Raw genomic sequence first — 25,060 nt, forward strand, 5'->3', positions numbered from 1 at the left:
TGCCGCGCGCCGCATACGGCGGCAGCCAGGTTCGGGGAGAAGTGGCGTTCACGATCGAATCTCTTGCGGGTAAAGCATCAGCATGCGGCCAGACCTTTCGCGGACCAACCATCGATTGCCCATATCGAAACCGCACCGACGCATAAGCGTCGATCGCGGCGTCGAAGCGGCTCCGCTCAACTGCCGCCGGCCGTCGCCGGATCGTCGAAGAAGTAGTCGCGCCACGACTTCGGTTCGTTGCGGATCGCGCCGGTGCGATGCATGAACTGCGCGAGCGCGAGCGTGTTCTGCGGCGCGGTCTTGAACTGCACCTGCGGATTGCGCAGGATCTTCAGCAGCAGCGCGCGATCGATCTTCGATGCGTTCACGCGGATATAGGTATCGGCCGCGCGCTCGGGATCGGCCGCGATCTGGCGCGCGGCATCGGCCAGCGCGGCAACGAATGCGCGATAGGTCTTCGGGTTGTCGTCGCGGAATTTCTCGGTGGCATACAGCACCGTCGCGGAGCTCGGGCCGCCGAGCACGTCATAGGAATTCAGCACGATGTGCGCATTCGGGTTGCCGGCGAGTTCCTGCTCCTGAAACGGCGGATTGCCGAAGTGGCCGGTAATCACGCTGCTGTTCGCCAGAATGGCAGCCGTCGCGTCCGGATGCGGAATCGCCTGCGTGAGTGCGTCGAGCTTGTCGAACTGCTTGTCGCCCCACTGCTTCGCGGCCGCGTACTGCAGCACGCGCGACTGCACCGACACGCCGACCGCCGGCACCGCGATGCGGTCCTTCGTGCCCAGGTCGGCGATCGTCTTCACGTTCGGGTTGCTGCTGACGAGGTAGTACGGGAAATTGCCGAGCGACGCGACGCCCTTCACGTTCTGCCGGCCACGCGTGCGGTCCCACACGGTCAGCAGCGGCCCGACGCCCGCGCCCGCGATGTCGACCGCGCCGGACAACAGCGCGTCGTTCACGGCCGCGCCGCCCGACAGCCGGACCCAGTCGACCTTGATGTCGAGGCCGGCCTTGCGCCCTTCCTTTTCGATCAACTGCTGGTCGCGCGCGACGTTCAGCATCAGGTAGACGACGCCGAACTGCTCGGCGATGCGGATGCGGCCTTCCGCGTGCGCGGCTTGCGGGGCGAGCGCGCCGGCGAACGCAAGCGCTGCGGTCAGTGCGGCCGCCAGCGCGCGGCGCGCCGGCAAAAACGAAAACGACATCGGAACTCCAGTCAGGATGGGGCGGAAGATTGACGCGGCACGCGGCTCAGAAAGGCGCGTCGCCTTCGATCGTCGTGCGGTACAGTTTGCGGCGCAGGTGGTCGGGCGTGCCGGCGGCGAGATGCATCAGCGAACGGTTGTCCCAGAACACGAGATCGTGCTCGCGCCATGGGTGCCGGTACACATGCTCGGCACGCACGCTGTGTGCGAACAGCTCGTCGAGCAGCGCGCGGCTTTCGTCGTCGGGCAGCCCGACGATGCGCGTCGTGAAATGCTCGCTGACGAACAGCGCCTTGCGGCCCGTTTCCGGATGCGTGCGCACGACCGGATGCACGACCGCGGCAACCTGCGCGATCTGCTCGGGCGACAGGTTCGGCCGCCACGGACTGCGCGCCTGCAGCTCCGCATAGCGTGCGAGATACGTATGCTCGGCGCGCCGCCCTTCCACCGCGCGGCGCAGATGGGCCGGCAGCGTGTCCCACGCCAGATGCATGTTCGCGAACAGCGTGTCGCCGCCTTCGGCCGGCAGTTCCTGCGCATGCAGCAGCGAGCCGAGGCTCGGCTTTTCCTTGTACGACAGGTCGGAGTGCCAGAAATGGCCCGCGTCGCCGAGCCCGATCGGCTTGCCGTTCTCGACGACGTTCGACACGATCAGCACCTCCGGGTGGCCGGCGAGCGCGAACTGGTGCAGCACGTGGATCTGCAGCGGGCCGAAGCGGCGGCTGAACGCGATGTGCTCGTCCGGCGTGATGCGCTGGTCGCGAAACACCAGCACGTGATGGTCGAGATGCGCGCGATGAATGCGCGCGAAGTCGCCAGCGTCGAGCGGTTGCGACAGGTCGAGGCCGACCACTTCGGCACCGAGCGGCGCATCGAACGGCACGATGTCGAAATGCTGCGCCGCAACGCGCGGCCGCGACGCGGGCGGATGCCCGGCGCAAAGCGATGCGTCGTCGCGGATGGCGGTAGTCGTCACGGCACGGCTCCTGATTCGGTCAAAACGCGAATCTACGAGTGCGTGCCGGACGGCGTCAACGAAGCGATTCCGATACGTTTATCTGCTGCGCTGATAAAGATCGCTGCTCCCGCATACGGCGCGGCGGCGGGCGGCGGGCTCACGTGCGAAGACGGCCGATCGCGGCGGCCGTCGCGATTCCGTCGACGGGTCGGGTACGTGCACGGCGCCTTCAGGACATTCGCGTGCTGGGCTCGGCTACGACTCGGATGGCGCGTTCGGACATGCATTCAAGCGCATCGTGGGCTGCTCGCCCCGCGCGTATCGCCATGACTTTGCGAGTGAGTCGGGCGGAGTCGGGCGGATAACAGGCCGTTGAAATACCGCTCGGTCGGATGCGGGTCCGATCCCGCATTTCGCGACGATCACCGCGAGGCTTTCGATTGCAGTTCGATTGCCGCATTCCGACACGTATCAATGGCGTTGGGCGCCTGAGGGCGTCCATTTCAATGCATGACGCGCCCGACGGACGCAATGCGGCAAACGAGCTCAATCGACGCGCCGTGAAAATGCGCTTCAACGCACCAGTCGGAAATTCGCGGATCGTTTGCCGCTGCAGCTTTTGTGAAGTGTGGTGACAATATCAGATCGAGAATCGATTGATATTGAGAGCGCGTGCAGACCGTTGGTCAACGGTCTGCACTGAACGAATGTGCCGTCTATTGGAATAGTGGAAAAGTGGGCGGCCCTCGGAACAAGGTGTGTATTGAAACAAAATCCCGCGCCGCTGATAACTGACAACATTGACAGGGATTGTTCCAGTTTGAGTGGCTACCGAGCCGACGACAGCACCGCCCGTTTGAAAATGAGCGGATGATCCTTTACGCGTGACGCCATTTGGCCAATGTGGGCAGTTCGCGCTCGGTGGCCGGATCATCCAGCCGGATCCAGCTATAAAACGTGCCGTGCCATCCCGGAACGGGCAGCGGGGCCGCACGGCGAATGTCCGCGAGGCCCGGCCGATAGGCCTGAAATGGCCAGAATAGCGGCATGATGCGGCGCGCTTCCATGTCTTGGCGCAATTCGGCCGGTCCGCCCGCGTCGGACACGATATCGCAGTGGAACGCCCAGTCCTCTTCGCTCCAGGCGAGAAATACACTGGGCGCGCCGACGGCATCGAACATCAGCACCGCGTCCTGATTGGGGCGCCAGTAGTATTCGACGATGCCTTCCCGCGCGGCCACCTCATCGATCAGCTTGACGATCCGTGGATCCCGGTAGGTCGCTCCCGCTTCATGCAGGCTGATGTGCCCGCGGGCCGCGCAGCACTTGCGTTTCGCGTCGTCCAGCGCGCTCGCCAGCTTGCGCGCCATCTCGACGTCGGTTTTCTTCAGATAGCAATCGATCAGTCCCGCGTTGAACGCGGCCACCGCCTCGCGCTCGTCGGCGATGCCGGTGAGCAGGATTTTCATGCAGTTCGCGTTGCGGATGGAGGTCAGGAACTGGATGCCGTCGACCTCCGGCATCGAATAGTCGACGACCACCGCACCCACCGCCTCGAATCGGGCAGGATCGGCGAGCGCATCCTCGCCGATCGCATTCCCGCCGGTTTTCTCCGCGCCGAAATAGTCCGCGGCCGTGGGGGGTGTCTCCGCGTCACGCGACGACACGAAGTCGAGCGCGGCCCGGGGGTGGGAAAAAAAGTGGTTCAGGCGTTCGTCCGGAAATGCGCCCCGCAGCGCCTGCAGGAAATCCGGATTGTCGTCGACAAATACCACGGACACGGGGTAAAGCACCGGCTGCCTGACGAAGGGTTGCATAAGGGTCTCGATAAATCAGCAAAAGAAAATGCGGCAACGGAGACGCTTTGCCGCGAATGATTATCGCGGCAATTATCCGGCGAAAGTGCGACGCACATCAACTGCTCTTCATCCGCTAATTCGGCACGTTTCGACTGCACCGCTCCGCGGAATTGCACGGGGAGAATCGGGCCATTCCTTCTCGTTGAAGGAATGCGCCGCTACCGCCAGTAGCGATTCAAGGAGTTATCCATGTTGACGCGAGACGCGATTCTTCACGTCCTTTCCAACGAAACGGCCCATATTTCCGAGAAAACCTTCCACCATGTGGTGGACATTTACCTCAAGGATTCCAATGCCTTCATGAATACCTATTTCGCACGCTATTTCGAATGGCAGGGCGTGTGCCGTGAACGCTGGTTTCACGAATGCATCCACAACAACCTGATGGGGGCCGGCGGGGCATTCGTGACGAAGCGCGCGCATCAGGAATACGTCCATGAGACGTTTCCGTTCCAGCGCGTCGATTGCTTTCTCAATACGTTCGAGGTCCGGCAATGTTCGGCCTACCTGCTGTTTCGCTTCTACGTGGACGGGCGGCAGGTGTCGCTGGGGTATCAGCAAATCGTGTTTGCCGGTTCCGACAAGCGGATCCGCCGGTTTCCGCCGGGCATCATCGAGCGGGTCAAGGCGTATGAGCTGATCCTGCCGTCCACCGCGAACTGAATGTGAGACCGCCCTACCCGACGCGATAGCGCGGGGGGAGCGCCGGCGGACCGTTCAGTGTCGGGTCCGCCGGCGCGCCGGGCTCCGGCAGCCGGATCGTGAACGTGGTCCGCACGCCGGGAACGGATTCACACGTGATGGTGCCACCGAGCGCTTCACATGCGCGGCGGCAAAAACTCAGGCCCATGCCGGCGCCGCGACCGTGCGACTTGGTCGAGAAAAAGGCGTCGAAGATTTGAGGGAGCACATCAGGGGCGATGCCCGGCCCCGTATCGCTGAAACGCACTACGCAGTAACCGTTGCTGCGATGCGCGTCGATCTCGATCTGCCCACGGCCGTTGGCGTGGATCGCGTACAGCGCGTTTTTCAGCAGATTGAAGATCACGAAGATCACGAGCGAGTCGGAGCCGAAAAAACGGATGTCCGGATCGATCGCGTCGACCGATACGCGGTCCCGCTCACCCGGACGGAAGGGAAAGCGATCCACGGCGGCGTCGACACAGGCCCGTATCGGATAGGCCGCGAAGCTGTGGCGATCGAGTCGGTCCAGCGTAAAGGACGCCAGGGACATCTCGACCACCGTGCTCGTGGTGTCGACCTGGCGCCGGATCGACGACGCGAGCGTCGGCAGCCGCTCCAGCTGTCCGGGATACAAACCGTCGGCGCACAACCGGTGCTGCACCGCCAGCCGATACCCGCGCAGCAGCTCCGGCAGGACAGCGCGCAGCTCGTCCGCGTGCAGGCCGATCGCCGCCAGCGGCGTGGCCACTTCGTGCGCGACCGTCGCGGCCAGCAGATAGGGGCCCATCAGCCCGTAGCGGACGATCGACGTCGCGAGCATCCCGAGACTGATCGCGATAAACAGCACCCCCACCGGATAGAAGTCGACGCCGTAGTTCACCGCATAGTCGGTCGCCGCGAGCGAGTAGAGGCCCAGGCTGACGAGGCATTGCGTGAGCAACTGCCGGACGTCTCGCGCCCGCCCCTGACGTCTTGCCTCGATCAGGAGCCAACCGCTGCGGCAGACCAGGAGTACCGTCTGCGCGACGTGCAACGGATGCAGCGGGCCCGCCTTGGGATACGGGCCAAAGAAATGCGGGCGGAATCCATCGACGACCGCATTGCTCGTGACCAGCAGCACGGCCAGCAGGACGCTGAGTCCGTAGGACGCGAATATGATCGGCCGCTCGTCCCGACGCGACACGATCTCCGTCACGAAATGATAGAAGGTCGTCGGCAGAAAAAGGATGAACAGATAGCCGGCCTTGACCAGCACGTTGGCGACGTCCGCGTCGGTCGTCTGGAACAGGAAGGCCCACGTTCCCTGCCAGACGAAGGTCGTCGCGCACATCAGGGCGAACGGGACGGATACCCGCGTGAGCCCCTTGGTGGCCAGCACGTAGAGGCCAAACCCGAGAAACAACGCAGATACGAACGCAGGCAAGATCGAGTACATATGCGTGAATCCACCATGTTTACGGGTCGCGCACCACTGAACCGTCCTGGCCGGTGCCGTTCGCGAGAGTAGCACGCCGCGCCCGGCGAGCGAGCGCGGCGGCTTTGTCCATGGGGCCTCTGCGCATCACAACTGTTGCGCGCGCGGTGCCGTGTGCCGGGTAGCGTTGACCAGAATGAAATTGTCGCGGTTTGCGAAGCAAGGTTGTCACCTCGCCGTTCAACGTTGGCCGGAAGGTGCGAAGGTCTCGTGAATTCATGAGGCTGCACGTCGCGAATTCAGGTTTGTCACTGGCCGTGGTGTTGCGAAGACCCGTGTCAACGCCCCTGCGCTGCCGTTGCCGCACGGGCAGTCTCTGTCGCGCGTCGTGCGAACCCTGATTTTTGATCACACAACTCCATCATCACGATAAGTTTTCTTATCACAATAGCTCGATTGGAGACCCGAACTCGCATTTGCGCAAACGCCCCGCATGTAACGGGGCGTTCGCCTTTCAGCGCCCGATCGGCAACCCGGTCGGCTCGATCCAGCCCAGCTTGTAAGCGATCAGCAGCGACAGGAACAGCGTGACCGACAGCCCGACGCGTGCCGCGAGCGACCAAGCCATCCGCTTGGACTTGCCGCGATCGTGATTCATGAAATACAGCGCGAAGATCAGGCTTGCGATGATCATCGCGAATGCCACGGAAACCAGCAGAGTTTTCATTGGTGATGCCCTTGAAGATCGGAATCGGCCTGAATCAGTTCGGCCAGTTTGTGCCGCTCGTCGGCGAGCGCGCCGACGCCCGACGCCGGCCAGTCCAGCGCGACGCCATTGCCCAGCGAATTGCGCACGAGCGCCTGGTAGCGCCGGTCGTTGATCCGGCCGTGGTCCATCGTTTCCGAGATCTCGCGCCGGAACGGCAGCGGGAAACTTGCGTACGCGCGCGACAGCGCCGCATATTGTCTCGCATCGATCTCTTTCGACGATGGTATGACAGTCCAGATCACCACAGCCACGATGGCCGTGAACGGGATCGCCGTATAGCGAAGAATGAACTTGATCGGGGTCATGAAGCGGTGGGCAGAAGTGATCGCGAAGGCGGGCGGCGCGGCCGTGCGGCAGCGAAGCCGCAGTCGGGCCGCTGTCAGGCCGCGCCGGATGACATTGTACTGAAAGCCCTATTCGACTAACAGAGTATGATAATGGCATTATCATGTTCGTCACATGATTCGAGAGACCCGGCACCTGTGCGCAGGCGGCGTGCCCGCCCTGCCGTCCGGTGCCGGTCGTCACGTCCGTGCCCGCGATTCGCGGCGATTGAGCGAAGCCCCTGAGCCCCTATGCCAGCGCAGTACTTTCGAAACCTGACGGGAAAACACCGCAGCGCGACCGCGAACCGTCAGCTCGGGTTTTCGCTGGCGTTCGTCGCCGGCGCGGCCAATGCCGGCGGCTTCCTCGCGGTCAAGCAATACACGTCGCACATGAGCGGCATCGTGTCGGCGATCGCCGACCAGACGGCGCTCGGCGACGTGCGGCTCGCGCTGGCCGGCATCAGCTCGCTGGGGTCGTTCCTGATCGGCGCCAGCTGCTCGGCGATCCTCGTCAACTGGGGCCGCCGTCGCGGCCTGCACAGCCAGTTCATGCTGCCGCTGCTGGTCGAGGCCGCGCTGCTGCTCCTGTTCGGGCTGCTCGGCAGCCACCTCGCGCTGTGGGAAACCTTCTTCGTGCCGGTGACCGTGACGCTGCTGTGCTTCATCATGGGATTGCAGAACGCGACGATCACGAAGCTCTCGGGCGCGGAGATCCGCACGACGCACATGACCGGCATCGTGACCGACCTCGGCATCGAGCTCGGGAAGCTGTTCTACTGGAACCGGTCGGCAGTCGATGTCGACGCGCATGCGGTGGTCGCCAACCGCTCGAAACTGCGGATTCACGCGACGATGCTCGCGTCGTTCTTCATCGGCGGCCTGGCCGGCGCGATCGGCTTCAAGCACGTCGGCTACGTATCGACCGTGCCGCTTGCCGCGGTACTCGTCACGCTCGCGATCGTGCCGGTGATCGACGACCTGCTCGCGTTGCTCCGCAGCAGGCGCTGATCGCGCACCGGGAGTGCGCTTTCGGCGGTGGCGCCGAAGGCGGATCGATTATAATTTGATTAACATACCGACCACCCTCGCCCCGCAATGGAAACGAAAACCGCCCGCCTGACCGTCCTGATCGACCCCGCGAAAAAGGAAGCCTTCGAGATGCTCTGCGCGGAGCAGGATCTCACGCCGTCGCAAGTCGTGCGGCAACTGATCCGCGAGTATCTCGACCGCCACGGCGTAACGTACAAGACCAAGAGCGCGCTCGGCAAGCGCGTGAAGTAAAGACGGCCGTACAGGCCGCGCCTGCCTGCAGGCTACGCGCCGATTTCCCATCGCCCGTGCGGCTGCGCACGCATCACCAGCCGCTGCGGGTCGACGCTCTCCCCGGCCTTCATCCGCCTCGCCGTGGCCGCCAGCTTGAGCTCGCCGGCCCGCGCACACGCAAGGGCGCGTTCGAGCAGGATCCGCAGCGACGGCAGCCGGCTGCCCCCCTTCCATGCGAACGCGATGAAGTTGTTGTCGTCGCCGCACGGCGCCAGCGTATACGACGCACCGAACACCGATCGCAACTGCTCGAGATGCTCGGGCAGCGCGGGATCGTCGTCCATGAAGTTGATTGCCAGCACGCCGTTTTCGCTCAGGCGCGCGTGACAGGCGGCGAGGAATGCGGCGCCCGTACAGCGGCCACGCATGCCGTCGGCGACGAACGCGTCGTGCAGGATCACGTCCGTCCGGACATCCGCCCTGTCCAGATGATCCGCGCCGTCGGCGCACACCACCGTGAACCGGCCGTCATCAACGGGAATCCTGAAAACGTCACGCAGCGCGATCACGTCCGGGTTGATCTCGACCGCGTCGATCGTCGCGCCGGGCAAGTGCCGGTAGCAGTACTTCGCCAGCGAACCGCCGCCGAGCCCGAGCATGCAGATGTGCGCGGGCTCGGGCTGCAGCAGCAGAAAGCCCATCATCACGCGCGTATAGCCGAGCTCGAGCCGGCCCGGATCCCGGAGCGACATGAAGCTCTGCGTGCCGAAATGGTCGAAGTGCAGCGAAAGCGCGTGCTGCGTCTCCAGCACGAACGGCCGGCCGTCGTTCAGCGGCGTCGCCAGGAACCTGACGAACGCGTCGTAGGAAATTCGATCCTCGGCCATGAACGGGCAGTCAGTTACTGACGGTCGATTGGAGCGTGCGCGCTCAGACTTTCTTCAGGTAGCAGGCCTTCAGCATGAAGCCACCCATGTCGGTCTTGCAGTCGACCTCGTGATCGCCGCCGACGAGCCGGATGCTCTTGACCTTGGTGCCCATCTTAAGCGTGATCGACGAGCCCTTCACGCGCAAATCCTTGATCAGCACGACCGAGTCGCCATCCGACAGCACGTTGCCGTTGGCGTCCTTGACGACGTCGCCCGCCGGTTCGTCGCCCGTTTCGGCGCCGGCGCCGGCAGACCATTCATGGCCGCAGTCCGCGCATACGGTCAGCGTGCCGTCCGGGTAAGTGTTTTCCATCGCGCATTGCGGGCAGGCGGGGGCGGCGTTCATTGCGGCTTCCATTCAGGGGGAGTTGAGTCGTCGATAAAAAGGCCGGGCGCGCTGGCAGCGTCGCCCGGCCCGCGTGAAGGCACGCGCCGACGGGTCGGCGAGCCGCCTTCGGCGCACACGGCATTATAATGCAATACACATATCTTGGCTGCTGTATTATAATAGGCGTTTTCGCGCCGTTCGCCGGATTTGCGGCCCGTTTCACCGAGAATGCCGGCACATCCACGCAGGATATGCATGCCCCGGCAGCGCTGCCGGCGTTCCGGAGTCATGCGGAACAGCGCGTTTCTCGCCTGCCTGGCGCACCGCCGGCCCGGCGCCGCACACCGATCCCGACGTTCCGTCCAGAGGCTCTCCGACATCGTGGCAACCGTTGTGTTCGTTGAAATCGGCCCCGCGTGGAACCGCAATCGCGGCCACGCCGCACGAGCAGCCGCCGCCGATGCGGCGCGCGGCTTCGAAAGCGACATCCTGCTGATCGCGAACGGGATCAGCAGAGATGCGAAGGACAGCGCCGCCGTCGCGGCGCTGCAGGTGCACGGCGGCACGTCCGCACAGGTGCTGGCTACCGGCCCCGACGAGGAGGCAGCCCTGCAGGCGCTGCTGCCCGTGCTGCAAGCGCGCTGACCGGCGCGCCACCCGATGTCACGGCATCCCGCCCACCCCGAATCCCCTTTTCACGAGGAAGCGATGAGCGACAACTTCACGTCCAACACCCCGAACCTGTCGGCCTCCGCCATCTGGGCGCTCGAACGCCTCGCCGATGTCCGCTACGGGCGCGACGCACCGGCGCTCGGCTGGTCGATCGCGAGCGAACTCGTCAGCGCGGGCTTCGTCAGCCATCCCGCACACGGCCGCTCGGGCGCCTCGATCACGGCCGAAGGCCGGACCTTCCTGAAGAACCGGAAGTAGACCGCCTGCGGCCGCGAATCGGATTGCCCCCTCCGAGCGTCATGTCGAGTGACGGCGGCACATCGGAAGGGCGGCGCACCGCATGAAAGTCCGACTATCGCGCGGGAAGCCGATGGAATTGCGCCCGCTTCCCGTGCGACGTCGTCGATGCGGCGGCATCACCTCCGCCCGCACCGCAGCCCGTCCGTGCAAGGGTTTTGCTATCATTCCGGCTCCCTGTCTTGCCGAATTGGACATGCCCGCTCGCAGCGGGCCGCCGTCGCCTGCCGTCAATCGCACGTCGTCGCTCGCCGAGGAACATCGCCGGCCGATCTGCCTGTCGGTGCGTGAACGGAACCCAACCAGCGCGGCATCGACATGCTGACGGCCTGACCGTCCCAGGCCCCTTCTCTCCGGAAGCCACGATGCCGCCTGTCTCCTCCCCGCCCGTTCTCGACACCCCGCGTCTCATCCTCGAAGGCCATCCGCTCGGCGACTTCGAGGCGCTCGCCACGATGTGGGCCGAGCCGACGGTCGTCGAGCACATCTTCAACGGCAAGCCGTCCGCGCCGCGCGACTCGTGGATGCGCATGCTCGCGTATCGCGGGCTGTGGCCGCTGCTCGGCTATGGGTACTGGGCGATTCGCGAGAAGGCGTCGGGCCGCTATGTCGGCGATCTGGGCTTCGCCGATTTCCACCGGCTCATCGAGCCGTCGATTCGCGGCGTGCCGGAAGCCGGCTGGGCCCTTGCGACGTGGGCGCACGGCAACGGTTACGCGACCGAGGCGCTCTCGGCCGCGCTGGCATGGCTCGACGGGCAACAGCGGTTCGAGCGCAGCGTGTGCCTGATCGCGCCGACCAACGTCGCGTCGATCCGCGTGGCGGAAAAGGCGGGTTATGGGGAGCCGGTGCAGATCCGGTTCAACGATACCGACTCATTGCTGTTTTCGCGCGCGCGCCGCTAGGCTGCCGGCGGACGGGTGACGCGGGCGGGCCGTATGGACGGCACCGGCGCGCCCTCGCCGCTCACTCCACGACCGGTTCATACAGGCTCGTAAAGAGCCCGTTGTCCATCGGCCAGCAGTTGCCGCAATCATCGCGCAAGATCCAGTCACCCGACTTTACCGAACGCCAGCCTTCCGGTGTGGCGATCGCGCGTCCGCCTTCACGGGTCTCCACCCGATCGTGGTCGCCATCCGCGAACCAACGTGTTGCATCGACATAACTGATGCGTTTTCGAAATCGCATACCGCCACCGAAATGTTGAGACCTGACCGGCATGTTCAAGGACCTGTCCGTGTCAATGCGTGTACGGCGCGAAGCGCCGTGAAATGGCTGAGCGCCACGAAGGGGATCGGGCGGCCATGGCATCCGCCCCGGGCGACGGCGGCCGGGTCGCCAGCCGGGTTGCGTGCAACGCCTTCCGGCTCTCCGCGACGCGTGCCTCCAGCGTTTCCCGTGCGGTGATCGAGATCCGGATATCGATCTCCCGCATTCTCCGGATCGCCGCGTGAACCTCGTCGGGTTGATCGGGTGATAGCGCCGTCAAGAACGCCGAACGTGTTTCCGCTGCCCGGACGGCCTCGCTCCAGTCGGCGTGGGCGACCGCGACTTCGATCGCGTTCGTGAGTGAATCGAGACTCCGGATGATTTGAAGCGGCGTCATTTCGCATTCCTATCAGCGCATCGTGCCGGTCAGACATTTGCCGCCTGGAAGGCGGGGTGACGTCGACATTGATTCGCGCGCGTCGGGCACCGGCAGTGCCGCGCCGAACGGACGCACCACGCGAGCAATGGCACGCTGTCGGTCACCGCCATCGCATTGGCATTCCCTTCGGCGGCCAGCCGGTAGCCGGTGTGCGTCATGCTCGCCACCGAGTCGCCACGATTGTAAGGACCTGTTCGTTGCCCGTTTCGTAATATTTTGTAATGATATGTCGAGCAATCTTTACCGGCTTGCGGCCCAGGCGGGCGTGCTTTTCACGCGCCATTTTTTCGCAAACGTTTTCGTGCGAACGACACCGCGTCTGCCGTCCCTGCCGGCCTTTAACCGGATTCCACGCCTGACCTTATCGTCCAACCATCGCCCCGTTCCGCGACGACACGACTCCACTCCTTCGCCCCATTTGCATGGCTGCCTGGGCCGGGTGATTCGCGTGCGGACCGGGTGGTCGAGCGATGCAGATTTCGCCACATTCCACCGGATTGTTTGGACGTATCATGCGCGTCTCTTCAGTCACCCCATGGTCGGACTGGGCTTGAACGCTCGCCACTTTCCCGTTTCACCCCCTCGTTTAGCGATGCCCATCCGAATCCTGCTCGTCGAAGACGACGTCCCATTGTCCGCACTGATCGCAGACTATCTGCGCACGCATCAGTACGAGGTGGACCGCCTGTTCGACGGCACCGACGCCGTCGCCACGATCGTCGCGCGTCACCCCGACCTGGTGCTGCTCGACATCAACCTGCCGGGCAAGGACGGCTTCGAGATTTGTCGCGACGCACGCACGCAGTACGACGGCATCGTCATCATGATGACGGCTCGCGACGAACAGTTCGACGAGTTGCTCGGCCTGGAATTCGGCGCGGACGACTTTCTCCATAAGCCGATCGAGCCGCGCATCCTGCTCGCGCGGATCAAGGCCCACCTGCGACGGGTGCGCATGCGCCCGGACGATGCCGAGCCGGCATCGCCTCATCGTTTCGAGTTCGGCAAGTTTTCGATCGACCGGGCCGATCGCAAGGTGCGTCTTCCCGACGGCAGCGCACCCCGCCTGACGTCGACCGAGTTCGACCTGCTGTGGGCGCTCGTCTGTCGCGCCGGCGAGGTGGTCAGCCGAAAAGACCTGACGCTGCTGCTGCGCGGCATCGAGTTCGACGGCTTCGACCGCTCGATCGACGGCCGCATTTCGAAGCTGCGCCGCAAGCTGCGTGACGACCTGACGGAACCGAAGCGAATCAAGACGATTCGCGGCAAGGGCTATCAGTTCAGCAAGCACGCGTGGGACTGACGCGCTGCGCTCAGGTGCCTGTCGTCTTCTCGCCGGGCGCGGTAACGGGCGTCTCCGGGGCGCGCGCCAGCCCTTGCGCGAACACCTTCAACCCTTCGAGCAACGGCGTCAGCGCGTCCCACAGCGCTTCGTCGTGCAGCAGTCGGTAGACGCCGCGCACGCCCGGTGCGACATGCTCGTGCTGCGCCGGCTGCCACGCGCCGACGTGATGCAGCGCGTCGGCGGCCGCGAACACGGCCTTGCCGAACTGTTCGGGCGGAATGCGCGACAGCGCCATCAACAGCACCGCGAGATTCTGCATGCCGCTCTGCATGCCCGGCTTGTCGAGCGCATCGACGAACGTGTCGGCCAGCCGCGCGTTCGCGCTGACGACCTCGGTCGCCAAATGCAGGAATCCATGCCGGTGCAGGCTGCCGAGCAAATGTTCGAGCGCATCGTGCGCACTGGGCTCCGGGTGCGGAGGCGTCGTTTCGGGGGACTGACGTTCGGTCATCGGCTATCTCCGGTTGGGACGCCACGTGGCCGCCGCGACGGCGGCCACGCGCGCCGGTTGCGTGTCGTTCGTCTGACGCCGCCCTAGCGCATGTTTCCCGTATGGCCCAGCGAATAGCGGCCCGGTTGCGGCCACACCGTCAGGCCGTGCGGCTCCATGCCGACGGGAATCGACCGGACCGCGCCGCTCGTGGTGTCGATCGCGTAGACGACGTCATCGAAGCGGCCCGACAGCCACAGCGTGGTGCCGTCCGCGCTGACGTTGCCCATGTCGGGGCTGCCGCCGCCGGGAATCGGCCAGGTCGCGACCACCTGGCGGGTCGCGAAATCGAGCACCGAGACGCTGCCCTTGCCGTGACGCGGCCCATGGACGCGATTGGAGCCGCGATTCGCGATATAGAGCTTCGTGCCGTCGCGGCTCGGGTACAGGCCGTGCGTCCCGACGCCGGTCGGGATGAAGCCGATCTTCGTGAAGGCATCGCCATCGATGACGTAGACCCCGTCCGCCATCATGTCGGCGACATAGAACACCTTGCCGTCGGGCGACACGCGGATGTCCTGCGGCATTCCTTTCCGGTCGAGCTCGAGATAGCCGACCACCTTGCGGTTCACGAAATCGATCTTGGCCAGCTTGCCGCCGAACTCGCACGTGAAGAGCGCATACCGGCCGTCGATCGAGAAGTCGGCGTGGTTGATGCCCTTGCAGTGCGGCACATCGAGGCTCGATTTCAGCGCCATCGTTTTCGGGTCGCGGAAGTCGAGCCGCGCATGCGCTTCGGCTACCACGATCGCGTCCCGGCCGTCGGGCGAGAAATACATGTTGTACGGATCGTCGACGCTCACCGGCTGGCCGGGCTTGCCCGTCTTCGGGTCGATCGGCGTCAGGCTGCCGTCGGTTCGCCCTTCCGCATTGTTCGCGACCCACAGCGTCTGCAGGTCCCATGCCGGCACGACGTGCTGCGGACTGCGGCCAACGGCGAACCGGTCGACGACCTGGTACGTGGCCGGGTCGATCACGTAGACGTCGTTCGATCTCAGGTTCGGCACGTAGATGCGCGGCAACGCGCCCGCTACCGCCGCGCTCATGCGGCCGGCCTGCGCCTCGCTGTACAGGTTGTCGGGATGGAGGACGGGCGGCATGCCGGGTACGGTCGCGACGGCGGCCGCCGCGATCGCCCCGCGGGCACCGAAGGCCAGCGCCGCCACGATGACGATCGCGGGACGTGAGAAGCGAAGATGACGAAGAAAGCGCGGTTGCATGACGATGTCCCGGTTCGATTGAAGGGAACGACGACAAAGGTAGCGCGATGGCGCGGCTGCGTCAGCGGCCGGCGATGTCCTTTCTGATCGCATCGACGGTGCGCGACACGATGGCGTCGGTGCCCAGCCGGCCGAGTTCGACACTCGCGTGACGCGGATCGCCGCCGTAGACGCCGTCGACGGCGCCCGGCTTCGCGGCGTTGCGCAGCTTGTCGACCCTGACCATGCGCGGCTCGACCGCCAGCAGCAGCGCCGTATCGGCCAGCCCCGCATGCGTGCCGATCTCCGCGCCCGGCACGCCGTGCTCGCGCAGGATCTGGTCATAACCGTCGGAACTGGTGCCGTAGTACGCGGCCGGCACGAACGCGCGCCCCCCCGTGCCGGCCCACGACTTGTTGAGCCGGGCGACGGATTGCTTGATGTCGTTCTGGTAGCCGCCGTGGTCGCCGAGGAACACGATGTTGGTGAAGCCATGGACGCGGAAACTGTTGGCCGCGGATTCGAGCGTCTTTTCGAAGACGTCGTCGGGCACGGTGATCGTGCCCGGGAAGCGCATGTGCGACGTCGGCGGCGCATAGCCGCCCTCGGGCACATAGGCGATGACGGGTGCGACGATCGCGTTGCCGAGCCCTTCCGCGATCCGCTCGGACAGCACCCTGACCCGCGCGTTGTGCTTGCCGAGCGCGACGTACGGGCCGCTTTGCTCGGTCCCGCCGATCGGAATCAGGATCGTGGTCTTGCCGGCCCGGATGCTGTCGCGCAGTTCGGTCCAGGTCATGTCTTCGAGTTGCACCGTGCCCGGCGCCTGGGCGAGCACGGCTTGCGCGACGGTGACAGCGAGGGCGGCGAGGATGGCGCGTGGCAGGCATTTCATCGCGGATTCCCGGCGTAAGGAAAGAAACGACGCGGCGTTCCCTCGCACCATAAACGAACTCGCGCGACTTGTCGCTGACCGACGCATGACGCTTCACGCCGCAGGTAAAGAGAAAGGATTTCGTCAGGATGCCGGCTTGCGTCGCCGAGCCTGTCGCTCCCGGTCAGCACGCGACGAGCCGATTCGAGACGCGGACCAAGGCACCACGCGCCCGCTCCTCATCAGCGCCCATCACGCCGGCAACACGGCCACCGCCTTGATCTCGACGATATAGCCGGGCGCGCCGCCCAGCATGTGCGCACCGACCGCCGTCCACGCCGGCTTCGGGTGTGCCGCGAGGTAGCGGTCGCGCACCTGCATGAACAACGGCAGGTCGCGCATGTCGGTATGGAAGGTCGTCAGGTCGACCACGTCGTTGAACGATGCGCCTGCCGCTTCCAGCACAAGCTTCAGATTCTCGAACGCCTGCACGATCTGCGCTTCACGGCCGTCGACGAGCTGCATCGCCGCATCGCGGCCGATCTGGCCGGATACGTACAGCGTATCGCCGACCTTCAGGCCCGGTGCATAGCCGATTTTCTCGTACACCGCTTCCATGCCCGCCGGAACGATGGCTTTGCGATCACGCATGAGGGTCTCCGTGGCCGGCGTCTTCGCACCGGCCGGTGGGTTGTCGATGAACACAGGTTGAACACGTGCAGGCGGCGCCACGACACATCGCTCAACCCGTATCGCCGCCCGCGACCGGCAACACCGTGCCGGTGATGTAGCTCGCCTCGTCGGACGCGAGGAACAGGATCGGCGCGATCTGCTCGTCGAGGCTGCCGTAGCGCTTGAAGAACGTCGACTCGGTGACCTGGCGCACGGCCTCGCCCATCCATGCCTGTTCCTGCTCGCTGTCGCCGGCCGCGTTGCGCGGCACGCGGCGCGGCGGCGCGCTGGTGCCGCCTGGCGCTGTGGCCACGACCCGGATGTTGTGCTCCGCGTATTCCATCGCGAGCGCCGCCGTCAGCGCATTGACGCCGCCCTTCGCCGCCGAGTACGGCACGCGGCGGATGCCGCGCGTCGCGTTCGACGAGATGTTGACGATCGTGCCGCCGCCGCGCGCGAGCAGGTGCGGCAGCACCGCGTGGCACGTATAGAGCGTCGGCATCAGCGAACGGCGGATTTCCGCATCGATCTGCGCGGGCTCGAATTCGGCGAACGGGCGCATGCGAATCGCGCCGCCGACGCCGTTGATCAGGATGTCGATGCCGCCGAACGTCTGCGCGGCATGTGCGATCGCCGCATGCGCACCGTCGTAGGTTTCGAGATCGGCGACGAAGCCGGCCGTCTCGCCACCGGTCGCTTCGGCCGCGACGTCGGCGACGAAATCCGCGCGATCGACGAACAGCACCCTGCCGCCTTCGGCCGCCGCGCGCAGCGCGACGCCACGGCCGATGCCCTGCGCGGCGCCCGTGACGACGATGACCTTGCCAGAGAATCGTTGCATGATCACGCCGCCTTTGCCGTGACGTTGGGGGTGAACTTCTCGTAGTGGAAGCTGTTCGGCTTCACGCCTTCGTCGTCGAAATACTGGCGCACCGCGTCGACCATCGGCGGCGGCCCGCACAGATACACGTCGACGTCGCCGTCGTTCAGCGCCTCGGCCGGGATGTGCTGCGTGACCCAGCCCTTGCGCGGATGGCTCGACGCGGCGTCCGCGACGACCGTCGCGAAGCTGAAGTTCGGCAGTTTCGCCGCGTAGGCTTCGATCGCGTCGACCAGCACGAGGTCGAGCTCGCGCGTCACGCCGTAGATCAGATGCACCTTCTGCTGCGACCCGGCACGCGCGAGCACCTCGAGCATCGACAGGAACGGCGCCAGCCCCGTGCCGCCCGCGAGGAACAGCAGCGGCCGCTGCACGTCGCGCAGGTAGAAGCTGCCGAGCGGCCCGTGCAGTTCCAGCGTGTCGCCGGGCTGCGCCGATTCGAGCCACGTGCTCATCACGCCGCCGGGGATCTTCTTGATCAGGAAGCTGACCTTCGCATCGGCCGGCGCAGAAGAGAACGAGTAGGACCGGTGCTGCCCGCTCGCGGGCACGCCGATGTTCACGTACTGGCCCGGCAGGAACACGGGCGCGGCCGCGCCGACGTCCAGTTCGAGCACGACGGCCGCGTCGTTGTGCTGCTCGACCTTCGTCACCGTGGCGGCGAAGCTGCTCTGGCCGGTCTTGCACGCGACCGACGACGTCGGCACCGCGATCACGCAATCGCTTTGCGGCACCATCTGGCAGGTCAGCACGAGGCCGCCGTCCTTTTCGTCTTCGGTGAGCGCGTCGTCGATGTAATCGTCGCCGAGGTCGTAGCTGCCGCTTTCGGCGCGGCACTTGCAGGTGCCGCACACGCCGTCGGAGCAATCCATCGGCAGGTTGATCTTCGCGCGGAAGGCCGCGTCGAGTACCTTCTCGCCGGCCTTGCAGTCGATGAAGCGGGTTACCCCGTCCTCGAAGTTCAGTGCAATCTTGTAGCTGGACATGGCGTCGCCTCCACTTCCTTGTCTTTGATGACGAAACAACGGGCGTCAGACGTGATAGACGTCGAGCACCTGCCGGATGTAGTCGTTCTTCAGCACGATCTTCTTGTACGAGATCAGCAGTTCGTCGCCCACCTGGCGCAACGTGACGAACATCGTGCCGAAGAAGTGATCGGTCACGCGGTAGCGGTGGTTCAGCGTGTGAAAGTTGTAGCGCACGTCCACCTCGCCGTCGCGTTCGGCCAGCACCTCGACGTTCGTCACGTTGTGGCTGGTGCGCGGCTCGGGCGTCGATGCGCCGCTGCGCTCGGTCTTGATCCGGAACACGCGATCCTCGAGGCCGCCGCGGTCCGGGTAGTACATCAGCGAGATCTGGCTCTGGTGATCGTCGGTCGGCCGATCGTCGTCGTCCCATGCGGGCATCCAGTACGTGACGTCCTCCGTGTAACAGGTCAGCCACGCGTCCCACTGGCGATCGTCGAGCAGGCGCGCTTCGCGATACAGCGCCGCGCAAATGATCCGGTAATCGAAGCTCATGCTGCCACCTCCCCGCGTCCCTTCTTCAGCGCATCGCGCATCACATGCACCCAGTGTTCGTGCTGGCACACGAACAGCCCTTCGTCCTCGCTGCGCTCGCCGGAAATGCGCGGGTTCAGCCCCATCTTCCTCGCGTTCTCGTCGGGCCCGTCGATCCACAACGGCGCGCCGCGCGACAGGTCGTTCCACATCGCCGTGATGCCCGCGTAACCGGCCTGGCATGCGCGGAATTCCTCGAGGTCGTCGGCGGTGCCCATGCCCGTCACGTTGAAGAAATCCTCGTACTGGCGGATCCGGATCGTGCGGTCGGCCTCGCTCTCGCCCTTCGGCGCGAAGCAGAAGATCGTGACCTCGGTCTTGTCGACGCCGAGCGGCCGCACCACGCGGATCTGCGTGCTGAACTGGTCCATCAGGAACACGTTCGGGTACACGCACAGGTTGCGGGTCTGGTTGACGATAAAGTCGGCCTGCACGTCGCCGACGCGCGCCTTGATCTCGTCACGGTGCTGGTACACCGGCCGCACTTCCGGGTTCATCGTCTGCGTCCACAGCAGGATGTGGCCGTTGTCGAAGCCGTACACGCCCGCGACCGACTTGCTCCAGCTGTTCGCGTCGACGGCCTTGGTGCCGTCTTCCTTGCGGCGGCCCATCGTCGCCGCATAATTCCAGTGCACGGTGCTGACGTGGTAGCCGTCGCAGCCGTTCTCCATCTGCATCTTCCAGTTGCCTTCGTAGATGTAGGACGAGTTGCCGCGCAGCACCTCGAGCCCGTTCGGCGCCTGATCGACGATCTGGTCGATGATCACGCGCGCTTCGCCGAGATACTCTTCCAGCGGCAGCACGTCAGCGCTGAGGCTGCCGAACAGGAAGCCGCGATAATTCGCGAAGCGTGCAACCTTCTTCAGGTCGTGCGAGCCGTTCGTGTTGAACTGCACCGGATACTCGGTCGTCTTCTCGTCCTTCACCTTCAGCAGCTTGCCGGTGTTCGAGAAGGTCCAGCCGTGGAACGGGCACGTAAAGCTGCCCTTGTTGCCGTGCTTGCGGCGGCACAGCATCGCGCCCTTGTGGGCACAGGCATTGATCACCGCGTGCAGCTCGCCGGTCTTGTCGCGCGTGATCACGATCGGCTGGCGGCCGATCCACGTCGTGTAGTAGTCGTTGTTGGCCGGGATCTGGCTTTCGTGCGCCAGGTACACCCAGTTGCTCTCGAAGATGTGCTTCATCTCCAGTTCGTACAGCTCGGCGTTCGTGAAGATGTCGCGGCGGCAGCGGAATACGCCGGCTTCCTTGTCGTCCTGCACCGCGGTGGCGAGCAGGTGATCCAGGTCGGTGGCTTGGTCGATCGTGGCGGACATGTTGGCTCCTCCCATGCGCGTGCCGCGTCCTGCAAGCACGCTCGCATCGGTAATCGGTTGAATCTCGCGGGTACCCGGCCGGCGGCGGCACATCGGCGCCGCGCCGGCGGGCGGTTGGCGGTTACGCCGTCGCGGCTGCGCGCGGGCGGTGGACGATCTGGTTGTCCTTGCCCTGCACCCGCGGCGTCAGGACGAAGTTGAACTCGATGTCCTGGTACGCATCGGCCTTCATGCCGAGCGCCGTGCCGCCGGTCTTCGCGACCACGGGCGGGATCAGCTCCTCGCGCGTCGCATATGCGAAGTCATCCCAGATCAGCGGATCGCCGTCGATGTTGAACTGCGTCGTCAGCTTGCGGTGGTCGGGGCTGTCGACGAAGAAGTGCACGTGCGCCGGGCGGTTGCCGTGGCGGCCGAGGCCGTTCAGCAGTTGCTGCGTCGCGCCCTGCGGCGGGCAGCCGTAGCCGACCGGCATCAGCGTGCGGAATTCGTACTTGCCGTCGGCGCCCGTTCTTACCGCGCCGCGCAGGTTGAACTCGCTCTGCTTGCCGGTCGGGTCGAAGTGCGAATAGAAGCCGTGCGAGTTCGCGTGCCAGCATTCGACCAGCGCGCCCGCGACCGGCTTGCCGTCGACGCCGGTGACCGTGCCGTGGATCACGAGCGGGCCCGCGCCGTCGTCTTCGTCGAGGTCGATCTTCGACACGCCGTCGCGCACCGGTGCGCCGGCCACGTACAGCGGCCCTTCGATCGTGCGCGGCGTGCCGCCGTCGAGGCCGGCCGCCTTGTCCGCGGCATCCATCCGGATGTCGAGATACTTCTCGAGGCCGAGGCCGGCCGCGAGCAGCGCCGCTTCGCCGTCCTGGCCGAGCTTGTTCAGGTAGTTCACGCCGGCCCACACTTCGTCGGGCGTGATGTCGAGATCGTCGATCGCCTTGAACAGGTCGCCGAGCAGCCGCAGCACGACCTGCTGCGTGCGCGCGTTGCCGCCGTTCGTGCCGTTCGCGCCCGCGTTCGACGCGGCCTTCAGCAGATCCTGCACTTCCCGTGACTCGAAAACTTTGACGCTCATGATGGTGTCTCCACGTGTATTGGGGGGAATGACGGCCGTTGCCTGGCTCGGGTTATCTATCGCGCGACTTTCGTCAGCCCGTCGCGGGTGAAACGCCTGACCTTGTCCTCGTCGAGTTCGATGCCGAGGCCAGGGCCGTTCGGCACGGTCAGTTCGAAGTCGCTGTAATCGAGCGGCTGCGTCAGGATCTCTTCGGTGATCAACAGCGGCCCGAACAGCTCGGTGCCCCACTGCAGGTTCGCGACACTCGCGAACAGGTGCGCGGACGCCACCGTGCTGAACGCGCCTTCGAGCATCGTGCCGCCGTACAGCTCGATGCCGGCCGCATCCGCGATCGCGGCGACGCGCTGCGCGGCGAACAGGCCGCCGCTTTGCTCGATCTTGATCGCGAACACGTCGGCGCCGTGATGCTTCGCGATCTCGAACGCGCTGTCGGGGCCTTGCAGGATTTCATCGGCCATCAGCGCGACGGGGAAGCGGCGCATCAGGCGCGCCAGCGCCGCGGCCGAGGCCACCGGCTGCTCGACCAGTTCGCAACCGGCATCGGCCAGCGCCGGAATCGCGCGCGCGGCCTGCGTTTCGCTCCACGCCATGTTCACGTCGACGCGCACCGACGCGCGATCGCCGACGGCCCGCTTGATCTCGGCCACATGGCGGATATCCGTCTCCGGCGCTTTCGCGCCGATCTTCAGCTTGAACACGTTGTGGCGGCGCAGGTCGAGCATCCGCTCGGCTTCGGCGATGTCGGTGGCCGTGTCGCCCGATGCGAGCGTCCAGGCGACCGGCAGGCGATCGCGGCGGCGGCCGCCGAGCAGTTCGCTCACCGGCACGCCGAGCCGCTTGCCGTGCGCGTCGAGCAGCGCGGTTTCGAGTGCGCTCTTCGCGAAGTGGTTGACCTTCGCGAGCTTGCCGAGGAACGCCATCAGCGTCTGGATGCGCGTCGCGTCCCGGCCGATGATCGCCGGGGCGAGATACGTGTCGATCGCCAGCTTCATCGCCTCGGGGCTTTCCGGGCCGTAGGCCATGCCGGCAATCGTCGTGCCTTCGCCGAGGCCCGTCACGCCATCGCTGCAGCACACCTTCACGAGCATCAGCGTCTGGCCATGCATCGTGGCCACCGACAGCTTGTGCGGGCGGATCGTCGGCAGGTCGACGAGGCGGGTTTCGATGCGTTCGATGGTGACGGAGGACATGGGGCACGCCGTGGAGGTGAAGTTCTTGAGGCGATTTATACGTCTCGGCCAGATCGAGCGTCCAATACTTTTAGGCGGTCATTTCAATACCTGACAGGTATTGAAATTCGGGGATATTCAGTCGATTTAGCTTGTCACCATACCCTCAATGACAGGCAAGATGGCCGGGAAGCCGCGCTGGATCGAGGGGAGCGGCCACCCGGGAGGCGGACGACCGGAGACGGGAAAGGCATTGGCCGCCACGCGCGCGGCGACGCAAAAAAGCGGCCTCGGTGGCCCGCTGTCAGGGTTTTCCTGATGCCTCGCTCGGGGGCTCGGGGGCGAGTTTTTCGATATGCGCGGTTGGCGGCGGGCTTCGCGTGCGTGGGTTCGAGCGGTTGTCGGGTCAAGACGCTGCGGCGCCGGCGGGATTCACGTCAGCGGTGCTTGCGCATCGGGTCGGGCGCGCGAAGGGCTCGGCGTCAGCGTAGCCCACCTCGCGCGCATGCCGGCCGGCTCCGGCACTTCAGCTGCCGCACCGCCCACAGGCGCGTCGGCACCGCATCACGACTCCCCATCGACACCCGCGTATCCACCCAACCTGCCCTCGACTCCGAATCCATCGTCAGGCAACGGCAGTCGCCCGAGCACCCGCTCGACCTCCAGCGCGACCGCGATGAGTTCGCGATCGGTGCCGGCCGCCCCGTCCAGCGCGAGGCCGACTGGCAGCCCGGCCGCCGTCAGGCCGGCCGGGACGGTCATGCCCGGTACGCCGGCATTGCTGCCCGGCTCGGTATTCCGGATGTAAGTCGCGAACACCGACGCAGGCTCGCCGTTGAGCATCATCGCATCGCCTGCCGGAATCGGGCACGCGGTGGCGATCGTGGTCGGAAACACCAGCGCGTCGGCGCCGCTGTCGGCGAGGCACTGCCGATACGCGGCACGCGAGCGCGTACGCCGGTCGAGCGCGGTGCGGTACGCCGCTTCGCCGACCCCGTCAGGGCCGGTGATATGGCGGGCGATCTTCGCGACATCCGGGCTCCCCACGTTCGCGACAATGTCGTCGACTGACAGGTCATAGCCGTTCTCGACCAGATACGCGTGCATCGACGACCGGAATTCGTACAGGGCAATGACGGCCGGCTCGTCGTCGAAGAACCCCGGATAGTCGTTCAGGTCGATATCGACGCACTCGAAGCCCGCCTGCGCCAGTTTCGCCATCGCGGCATTCGCCACCCTTTCGACATCTTGAGCGAGGCCGCGCCAGAACGTCGTGCGCGGAACCGCCAGGCGCACCGGGCGCGTCGCACTGCGGATCGGCAGCGACGCGCTCGCATGGGTGCCGGTGCCGGACAGAATCGCGTCGAGCAGCGCGATGTCCTCGACCGACCGCGCGATCGGGCCGACGGTGTCGCGCGTGCGCGAAATCGGCGCGACGCCGCCCGACGGGTAGCGCCCCACCGTCGGGCGAAGGCCGACGGCACCGCACAGCGCCGCCGGAATCCGCACCGAGCCGCCGGTGTCCGTCCCGAGCGCGGCGGGCACCACGCCCGCGCCGACCAGCGCGCCCGAGCCGCTGCTGCTGCCGCCCGGAATCCGGTTGAAGTCGTACGGGTTGCGTACCGCGCCGGTCACGCGATTGTTGCCCGACACGCCGAACGCCAGCTCGTGCAGGTTGGCCTTGCCCGCGATCAGCGCCCCTTGCGCGAGCAGCCGCGCGACGACCGGCGCATGCTGCGGCGGCACGCGGTTGTGCAGCGCCAGCGTGCCGTTGCCGGTCGGCAGGCACGCGGTGTCGATGTTGTCCTTGATCGCGATCGGCAGGCCCAGCAGTGCGTGCGGGGAGGCCGACGTCGCGAGGTCGCGGTCGCAGCGGGCCGCTTCGGCGAGCAGCCGTGCTTCGTCGACGCACGTGAAGCCGTTCAGGTAGCGCCAGCGGGCGTGCCGCTCGATCATGGCGTACGCGTATTCGACGCAGGAAAACTCACGGCGCAGGATCGCGTGCCGGGCTTCGGTGAGCGTCAGGGTTCCCAGGGTGGGCATCGTCGTCGTTCCTCGTAACGGGGGATCGTCACAAGGTAGGGCGCGCCGATTTTGACGCCCATCATCACAATGGATGACCCTCGGTCGTC

29 protein-coding genes and 1 pseudogene are annotated in these 25,060 nt (G+C 65.7%); 8 read left to right on the forward strand and 22 right to left on the reverse strand.

All coding sequences use genetic code 11. The annotated features are described in order from the left end of the window. Positions 1-176 precede the first annotated feature (176 nt). Positions 177-1,208 carry an ABC transporter substrate-binding protein gene (locus G3N98_RS23910; protein ID WP_206149392.1) on the reverse strand — a complete coding sequence of 344 codons (1,032 nt, stop codon included), beginning with the start codon at positions 1,206-1,208 and terminating at the stop codon, positions 177-179. A gap of 46 nt (positions 1,209-1,254) precedes the next feature. Then, positions 1,255-2,184 (reverse strand): TauD/TfdA family dioxygenase, encoded by a 930-nt coding sequence (locus tag G3N98_RS23915; RefSeq protein WP_089476107.1) that lies wholly within the window; start codon positions 2,182-2,184, stop codon positions 1,255-1,257. A gap of 232 nt (positions 2,185-2,416) precedes the next feature. Here G3N98_RS23915 and G3N98_RS40370 point away from each other — a divergent pair. Then, positions 2,417-2,542, forward strand: a pseudogene (locus G3N98_RS40370) (AraC family transcriptional regulator); the annotation flags it as partial. Between the two features lie 502 nt (positions 2,543-3,044). Here G3N98_RS40370 and G3N98_RS23920 read toward each other — a convergent pair. Continuing rightward, the gene (locus G3N98_RS23920) at positions 3,045-3,983 is read right to left on the reverse strand and encodes a response regulator (protein WP_206149393.1); all 939 of its coding nucleotides are present in this window, start codon (positions 3,981-3,983) and stop codon (positions 3,045-3,047) included. A 231-nt stretch (positions 3,984-4,214) separates the two neighbouring features. Between G3N98_RS23920 and G3N98_RS23925 the strand changes: the two genes are divergently transcribed. After that, positions 4,215-4,688 carry a thioesterase family protein gene (locus G3N98_RS23925; protein ID WP_175240579.1) on the forward strand — a complete coding sequence of 158 codons (474 nt, stop codon included), beginning with the start codon at positions 4,215-4,217 and terminating at the stop codon, positions 4,686-4,688. Between the two features lie 13 nt (positions 4,689-4,701). Here G3N98_RS23925 and G3N98_RS23930 read toward each other — a convergent pair whose 3' ends face one another. From G3N98_RS23930 to G3N98_RS23940, 3 genes are all read right to left on the reverse strand, one after another. Further along, complete coding sequence (locus G3N98_RS23930; RefSeq protein ID WP_206149394.1) at positions 4,702-6,144, reverse strand: sensor histidine kinase; 1,443 nt, start codon at positions 6,142-6,144, stop codon at positions 4,702-4,704. 493 nt (positions 6,145-6,637) lie between these two features. After that, the gene (locus G3N98_RS23935; protein WP_006489184.1) at positions 6,638-6,850 is read right to left on the reverse strand and encodes a twin transmembrane helix small protein; all 213 of its coding nucleotides are present in this window, start codon (positions 6,848-6,850) and stop codon (positions 6,638-6,640) included. Beyond that, entirely contained in the window at positions 6,847-7,197 is a 351-nt protein-coding gene (locus G3N98_RS23940) for a hypothetical protein (protein WP_206149395.1), read from the reverse strand. Before G3N98_RS23940 ends, G3N98_RS23935 begins: the two co-directional genes overlap by 4 nt. 270 nt (positions 7,198-7,467) lie before the next feature. Between G3N98_RS23940 and G3N98_RS23945 the strand changes: the two genes are divergently transcribed. Together G3N98_RS23945 and G3N98_RS23950 are read left to right on the forward strand one after the other, a co-directional pair. Further along, positions 7,468-8,226, forward strand: coding sequence for a YoaK family protein (locus G3N98_RS23945; RefSeq protein ID WP_089476103.1), 759 nt, complete (start codon positions 7,468-7,470; stop codon positions 8,224-8,226). Between the two features lie 87 nt (positions 8,227-8,313). Then, entirely contained in the window at positions 8,314-8,499 is a 186-nt protein-coding gene (locus G3N98_RS23950) for a ribbon-helix-helix protein, CopG family (RefSeq protein WP_021158209.1), read from the forward strand. Between the two features lie 32 nt (positions 8,500-8,531). Here G3N98_RS23950 and G3N98_RS23955 read toward each other — a convergent pair whose 3' ends face one another. Genes G3N98_RS23955 through G3N98_RS23965 form a run of 3 tightly spaced genes read right to left on the reverse strand, consistent with a single transcriptional unit; the run spans position 8,532 to position 10,028 of the window. Next, positions 8,532-9,368: a spermidine synthase gene (locus tag G3N98_RS23955; RefSeq protein WP_089476102.1), complete on the reverse strand. Its 837-nt coding sequence runs from the start codon at positions 9,366-9,368 to the stop codon at positions 8,532-8,534. Between the two features lie 43 nt (positions 9,369-9,411). Further along, positions 9,412-9,756, reverse strand: a complete 345-nt coding sequence (locus G3N98_RS23960) for a zinc ribbon domain-containing protein YjdM (protein WP_021158207.1) — start codon at positions 9,754-9,756, stop codon at positions 9,412-9,414. Beyond that, positions 9,753-10,028, reverse strand: coding sequence for a hypothetical protein (locus G3N98_RS23965; protein WP_206149396.1), 276 nt, complete (start codon positions 10,026-10,028; stop codon positions 9,753-9,755). Before G3N98_RS23965 ends, G3N98_RS23960 begins: the two co-directional genes overlap by 4 nt. Between G3N98_RS23965 and G3N98_RS23970 the strand changes: the two genes are divergently transcribed. From G3N98_RS23970 to G3N98_RS23980, 3 genes are all read left to right on the forward strand, one after another. After that, positions 10,027-10,383, forward strand: a complete 357-nt coding sequence (locus tag G3N98_RS23970) for an HPr family phosphocarrier protein (protein ID WP_241026056.1) — start codon at positions 10,027-10,029, stop codon at positions 10,381-10,383. The genes G3N98_RS23965 and G3N98_RS23970 overlap by 2 nt on opposite strands. 63 nt (positions 10,384-10,446) lie before the next feature. Beyond that, on the forward strand, positions 10,447-10,668 hold the full coding sequence (locus G3N98_RS23975; RefSeq protein ID WP_039371644.1) for a hypothetical protein: 222 nt from the start codon (positions 10,447-10,449) through the stop codon (positions 10,666-10,668). Between the two features lie 404 nt (positions 10,669-11,072). Beyond that, complete coding sequence (locus tag G3N98_RS23980; RefSeq protein ID WP_206149397.1) at positions 11,073-11,612, forward strand: GNAT family N-acetyltransferase; 540 nt, start codon at positions 11,073-11,075, stop codon at positions 11,610-11,612. 61 nt (positions 11,613-11,673) lie between these two features. Here G3N98_RS23980 and G3N98_RS23985 read toward each other — a convergent pair whose 3' ends face one another. Beyond that, on the reverse strand, positions 11,674-11,928 hold the full coding sequence (locus G3N98_RS23985) for a hypothetical protein (RefSeq protein ID WP_226207943.1): 255 nt from the start codon (positions 11,926-11,928) through the stop codon (positions 11,674-11,676). Positions 11,929-11,947: 19 nt separating this feature from the next. Further along, complete coding sequence (locus G3N98_RS23990; protein ID WP_241026057.1) at positions 11,948-12,313, reverse strand: hypothetical protein; 366 nt, start codon at positions 12,311-12,313, stop codon at positions 11,948-11,950. A 634-nt stretch (positions 12,314-12,947) separates the two neighbouring features. Between G3N98_RS23990 and G3N98_RS23995 the strand changes: the two genes are divergently transcribed. Beyond that, entirely contained in the window at positions 12,948-13,658 is a 711-nt protein-coding gene (locus tag G3N98_RS23995) for a response regulator (RefSeq protein WP_175240597.1), read from the forward strand. Positions 13,659-13,668: 10 nt separating this feature from the next. Here G3N98_RS23995 and G3N98_RS24000 read toward each other — a convergent pair whose 3' ends face one another. From G3N98_RS24000 to iaaH, 11 genes are all read right to left on the reverse strand, one after another. Next, positions 13,669-14,151 (reverse strand): DUF1641 domain-containing protein, encoded by a 483-nt coding sequence (locus tag G3N98_RS24000; protein ID WP_089429642.1) that lies wholly within the window; start codon positions 14,149-14,151, stop codon positions 13,669-13,671. 83 nt (positions 14,152-14,234) lie between these two features. Continuing rightward, on the reverse strand, positions 14,235-15,410 hold the full coding sequence (locus tag G3N98_RS24005) for a YncE family protein (RefSeq protein ID WP_206149398.1): 1,176 nt from the start codon (positions 15,408-15,410) through the stop codon (positions 14,235-14,237). A 61-nt stretch (positions 15,411-15,471) separates the two neighbouring features. Next, the gene (locus G3N98_RS24010; RefSeq protein ID WP_206149399.1) at positions 15,472-16,284 is read right to left on the reverse strand and encodes a creatininase family protein; all 813 of its coding nucleotides are present in this window, start codon (positions 16,282-16,284) and stop codon (positions 15,472-15,474) included. A gap of 231 nt (positions 16,285-16,515) precedes the next feature. Then, positions 16,516-16,914 (reverse strand): RidA family protein, encoded by a 399-nt coding sequence (locus G3N98_RS24015; RefSeq protein ID WP_089430118.1) that lies wholly within the window; start codon positions 16,912-16,914, stop codon positions 16,516-16,518. A 91-nt stretch (positions 16,915-17,005) separates the two neighbouring features. Further along, complete coding sequence (benD, locus tag G3N98_RS24020; RefSeq protein ID WP_089444180.1) at positions 17,006-17,776, reverse strand: benzoate diol dehydrogenase BenD; 771 nt, start codon at positions 17,774-17,776, stop codon at positions 17,006-17,008. Between the two features lie 2 nt (positions 17,777-17,778). Next, positions 17,779-18,801: a benzoate 1,2-dioxygenase electron transfer component BenC gene (gene benC, locus G3N98_RS24025; protein WP_206149400.1), complete on the reverse strand. Its 1,023-nt coding sequence runs from the start codon at positions 18,799-18,801 to the stop codon at positions 17,779-17,781. A gap of 45 nt (positions 18,802-18,846) precedes the next feature. Continuing rightward, complete coding sequence (gene benB / locus G3N98_RS24030; protein WP_206149401.1) at positions 18,847-19,335, reverse strand: benzoate 1,2-dioxygenase small subunit; 489 nt, start codon at positions 19,333-19,335, stop codon at positions 18,847-18,849. After that, positions 19,332-20,690, reverse strand: a complete 1,359-nt coding sequence (locus G3N98_RS24035) for a Rieske 2Fe-2S domain-containing protein (protein ID WP_206149402.1) — start codon at positions 20,688-20,690, stop codon at positions 19,332-19,334. Before G3N98_RS24035 ends, benB begins: the two co-directional genes overlap by 4 nt. 121 nt (positions 20,691-20,811) lie before the next feature. Further along, complete coding sequence (gene catA / locus G3N98_RS24040) at positions 20,812-21,756, reverse strand: catechol 1,2-dioxygenase (protein ID WP_206149403.1); 945 nt, start codon at positions 21,754-21,756, stop codon at positions 20,812-20,814. Positions 21,757-21,812: 56 nt separating this feature from the next. Then, the gene (locus G3N98_RS24045; protein WP_206149404.1) at positions 21,813-22,949 is read right to left on the reverse strand and encodes a muconate/chloromuconate family cycloisomerase; all 1,137 of its coding nucleotides are present in this window, start codon (positions 22,947-22,949) and stop codon (positions 21,813-21,815) included. 543 nt (positions 22,950-23,492) lie between these two features. Beyond that, positions 23,493-24,971 (reverse strand): indoleacetamide hydrolase, encoded by a 1,479-nt coding sequence (gene iaaH / locus G3N98_RS24050; RefSeq protein ID WP_206149405.1) that lies wholly within the window; start codon positions 24,969-24,971, stop codon positions 23,493-23,495. Positions 24,972-25,060 lie beyond the last annotated feature (89 nt).

Source organism: Burkholderia sp. Tr-20390 (genome assembly GCF_017104595.1).
Classification (GTDB): domain Bacteria; phylum Pseudomonadota; class Gammaproteobacteria; order Burkholderiales; family Burkholderiaceae; genus Burkholderia.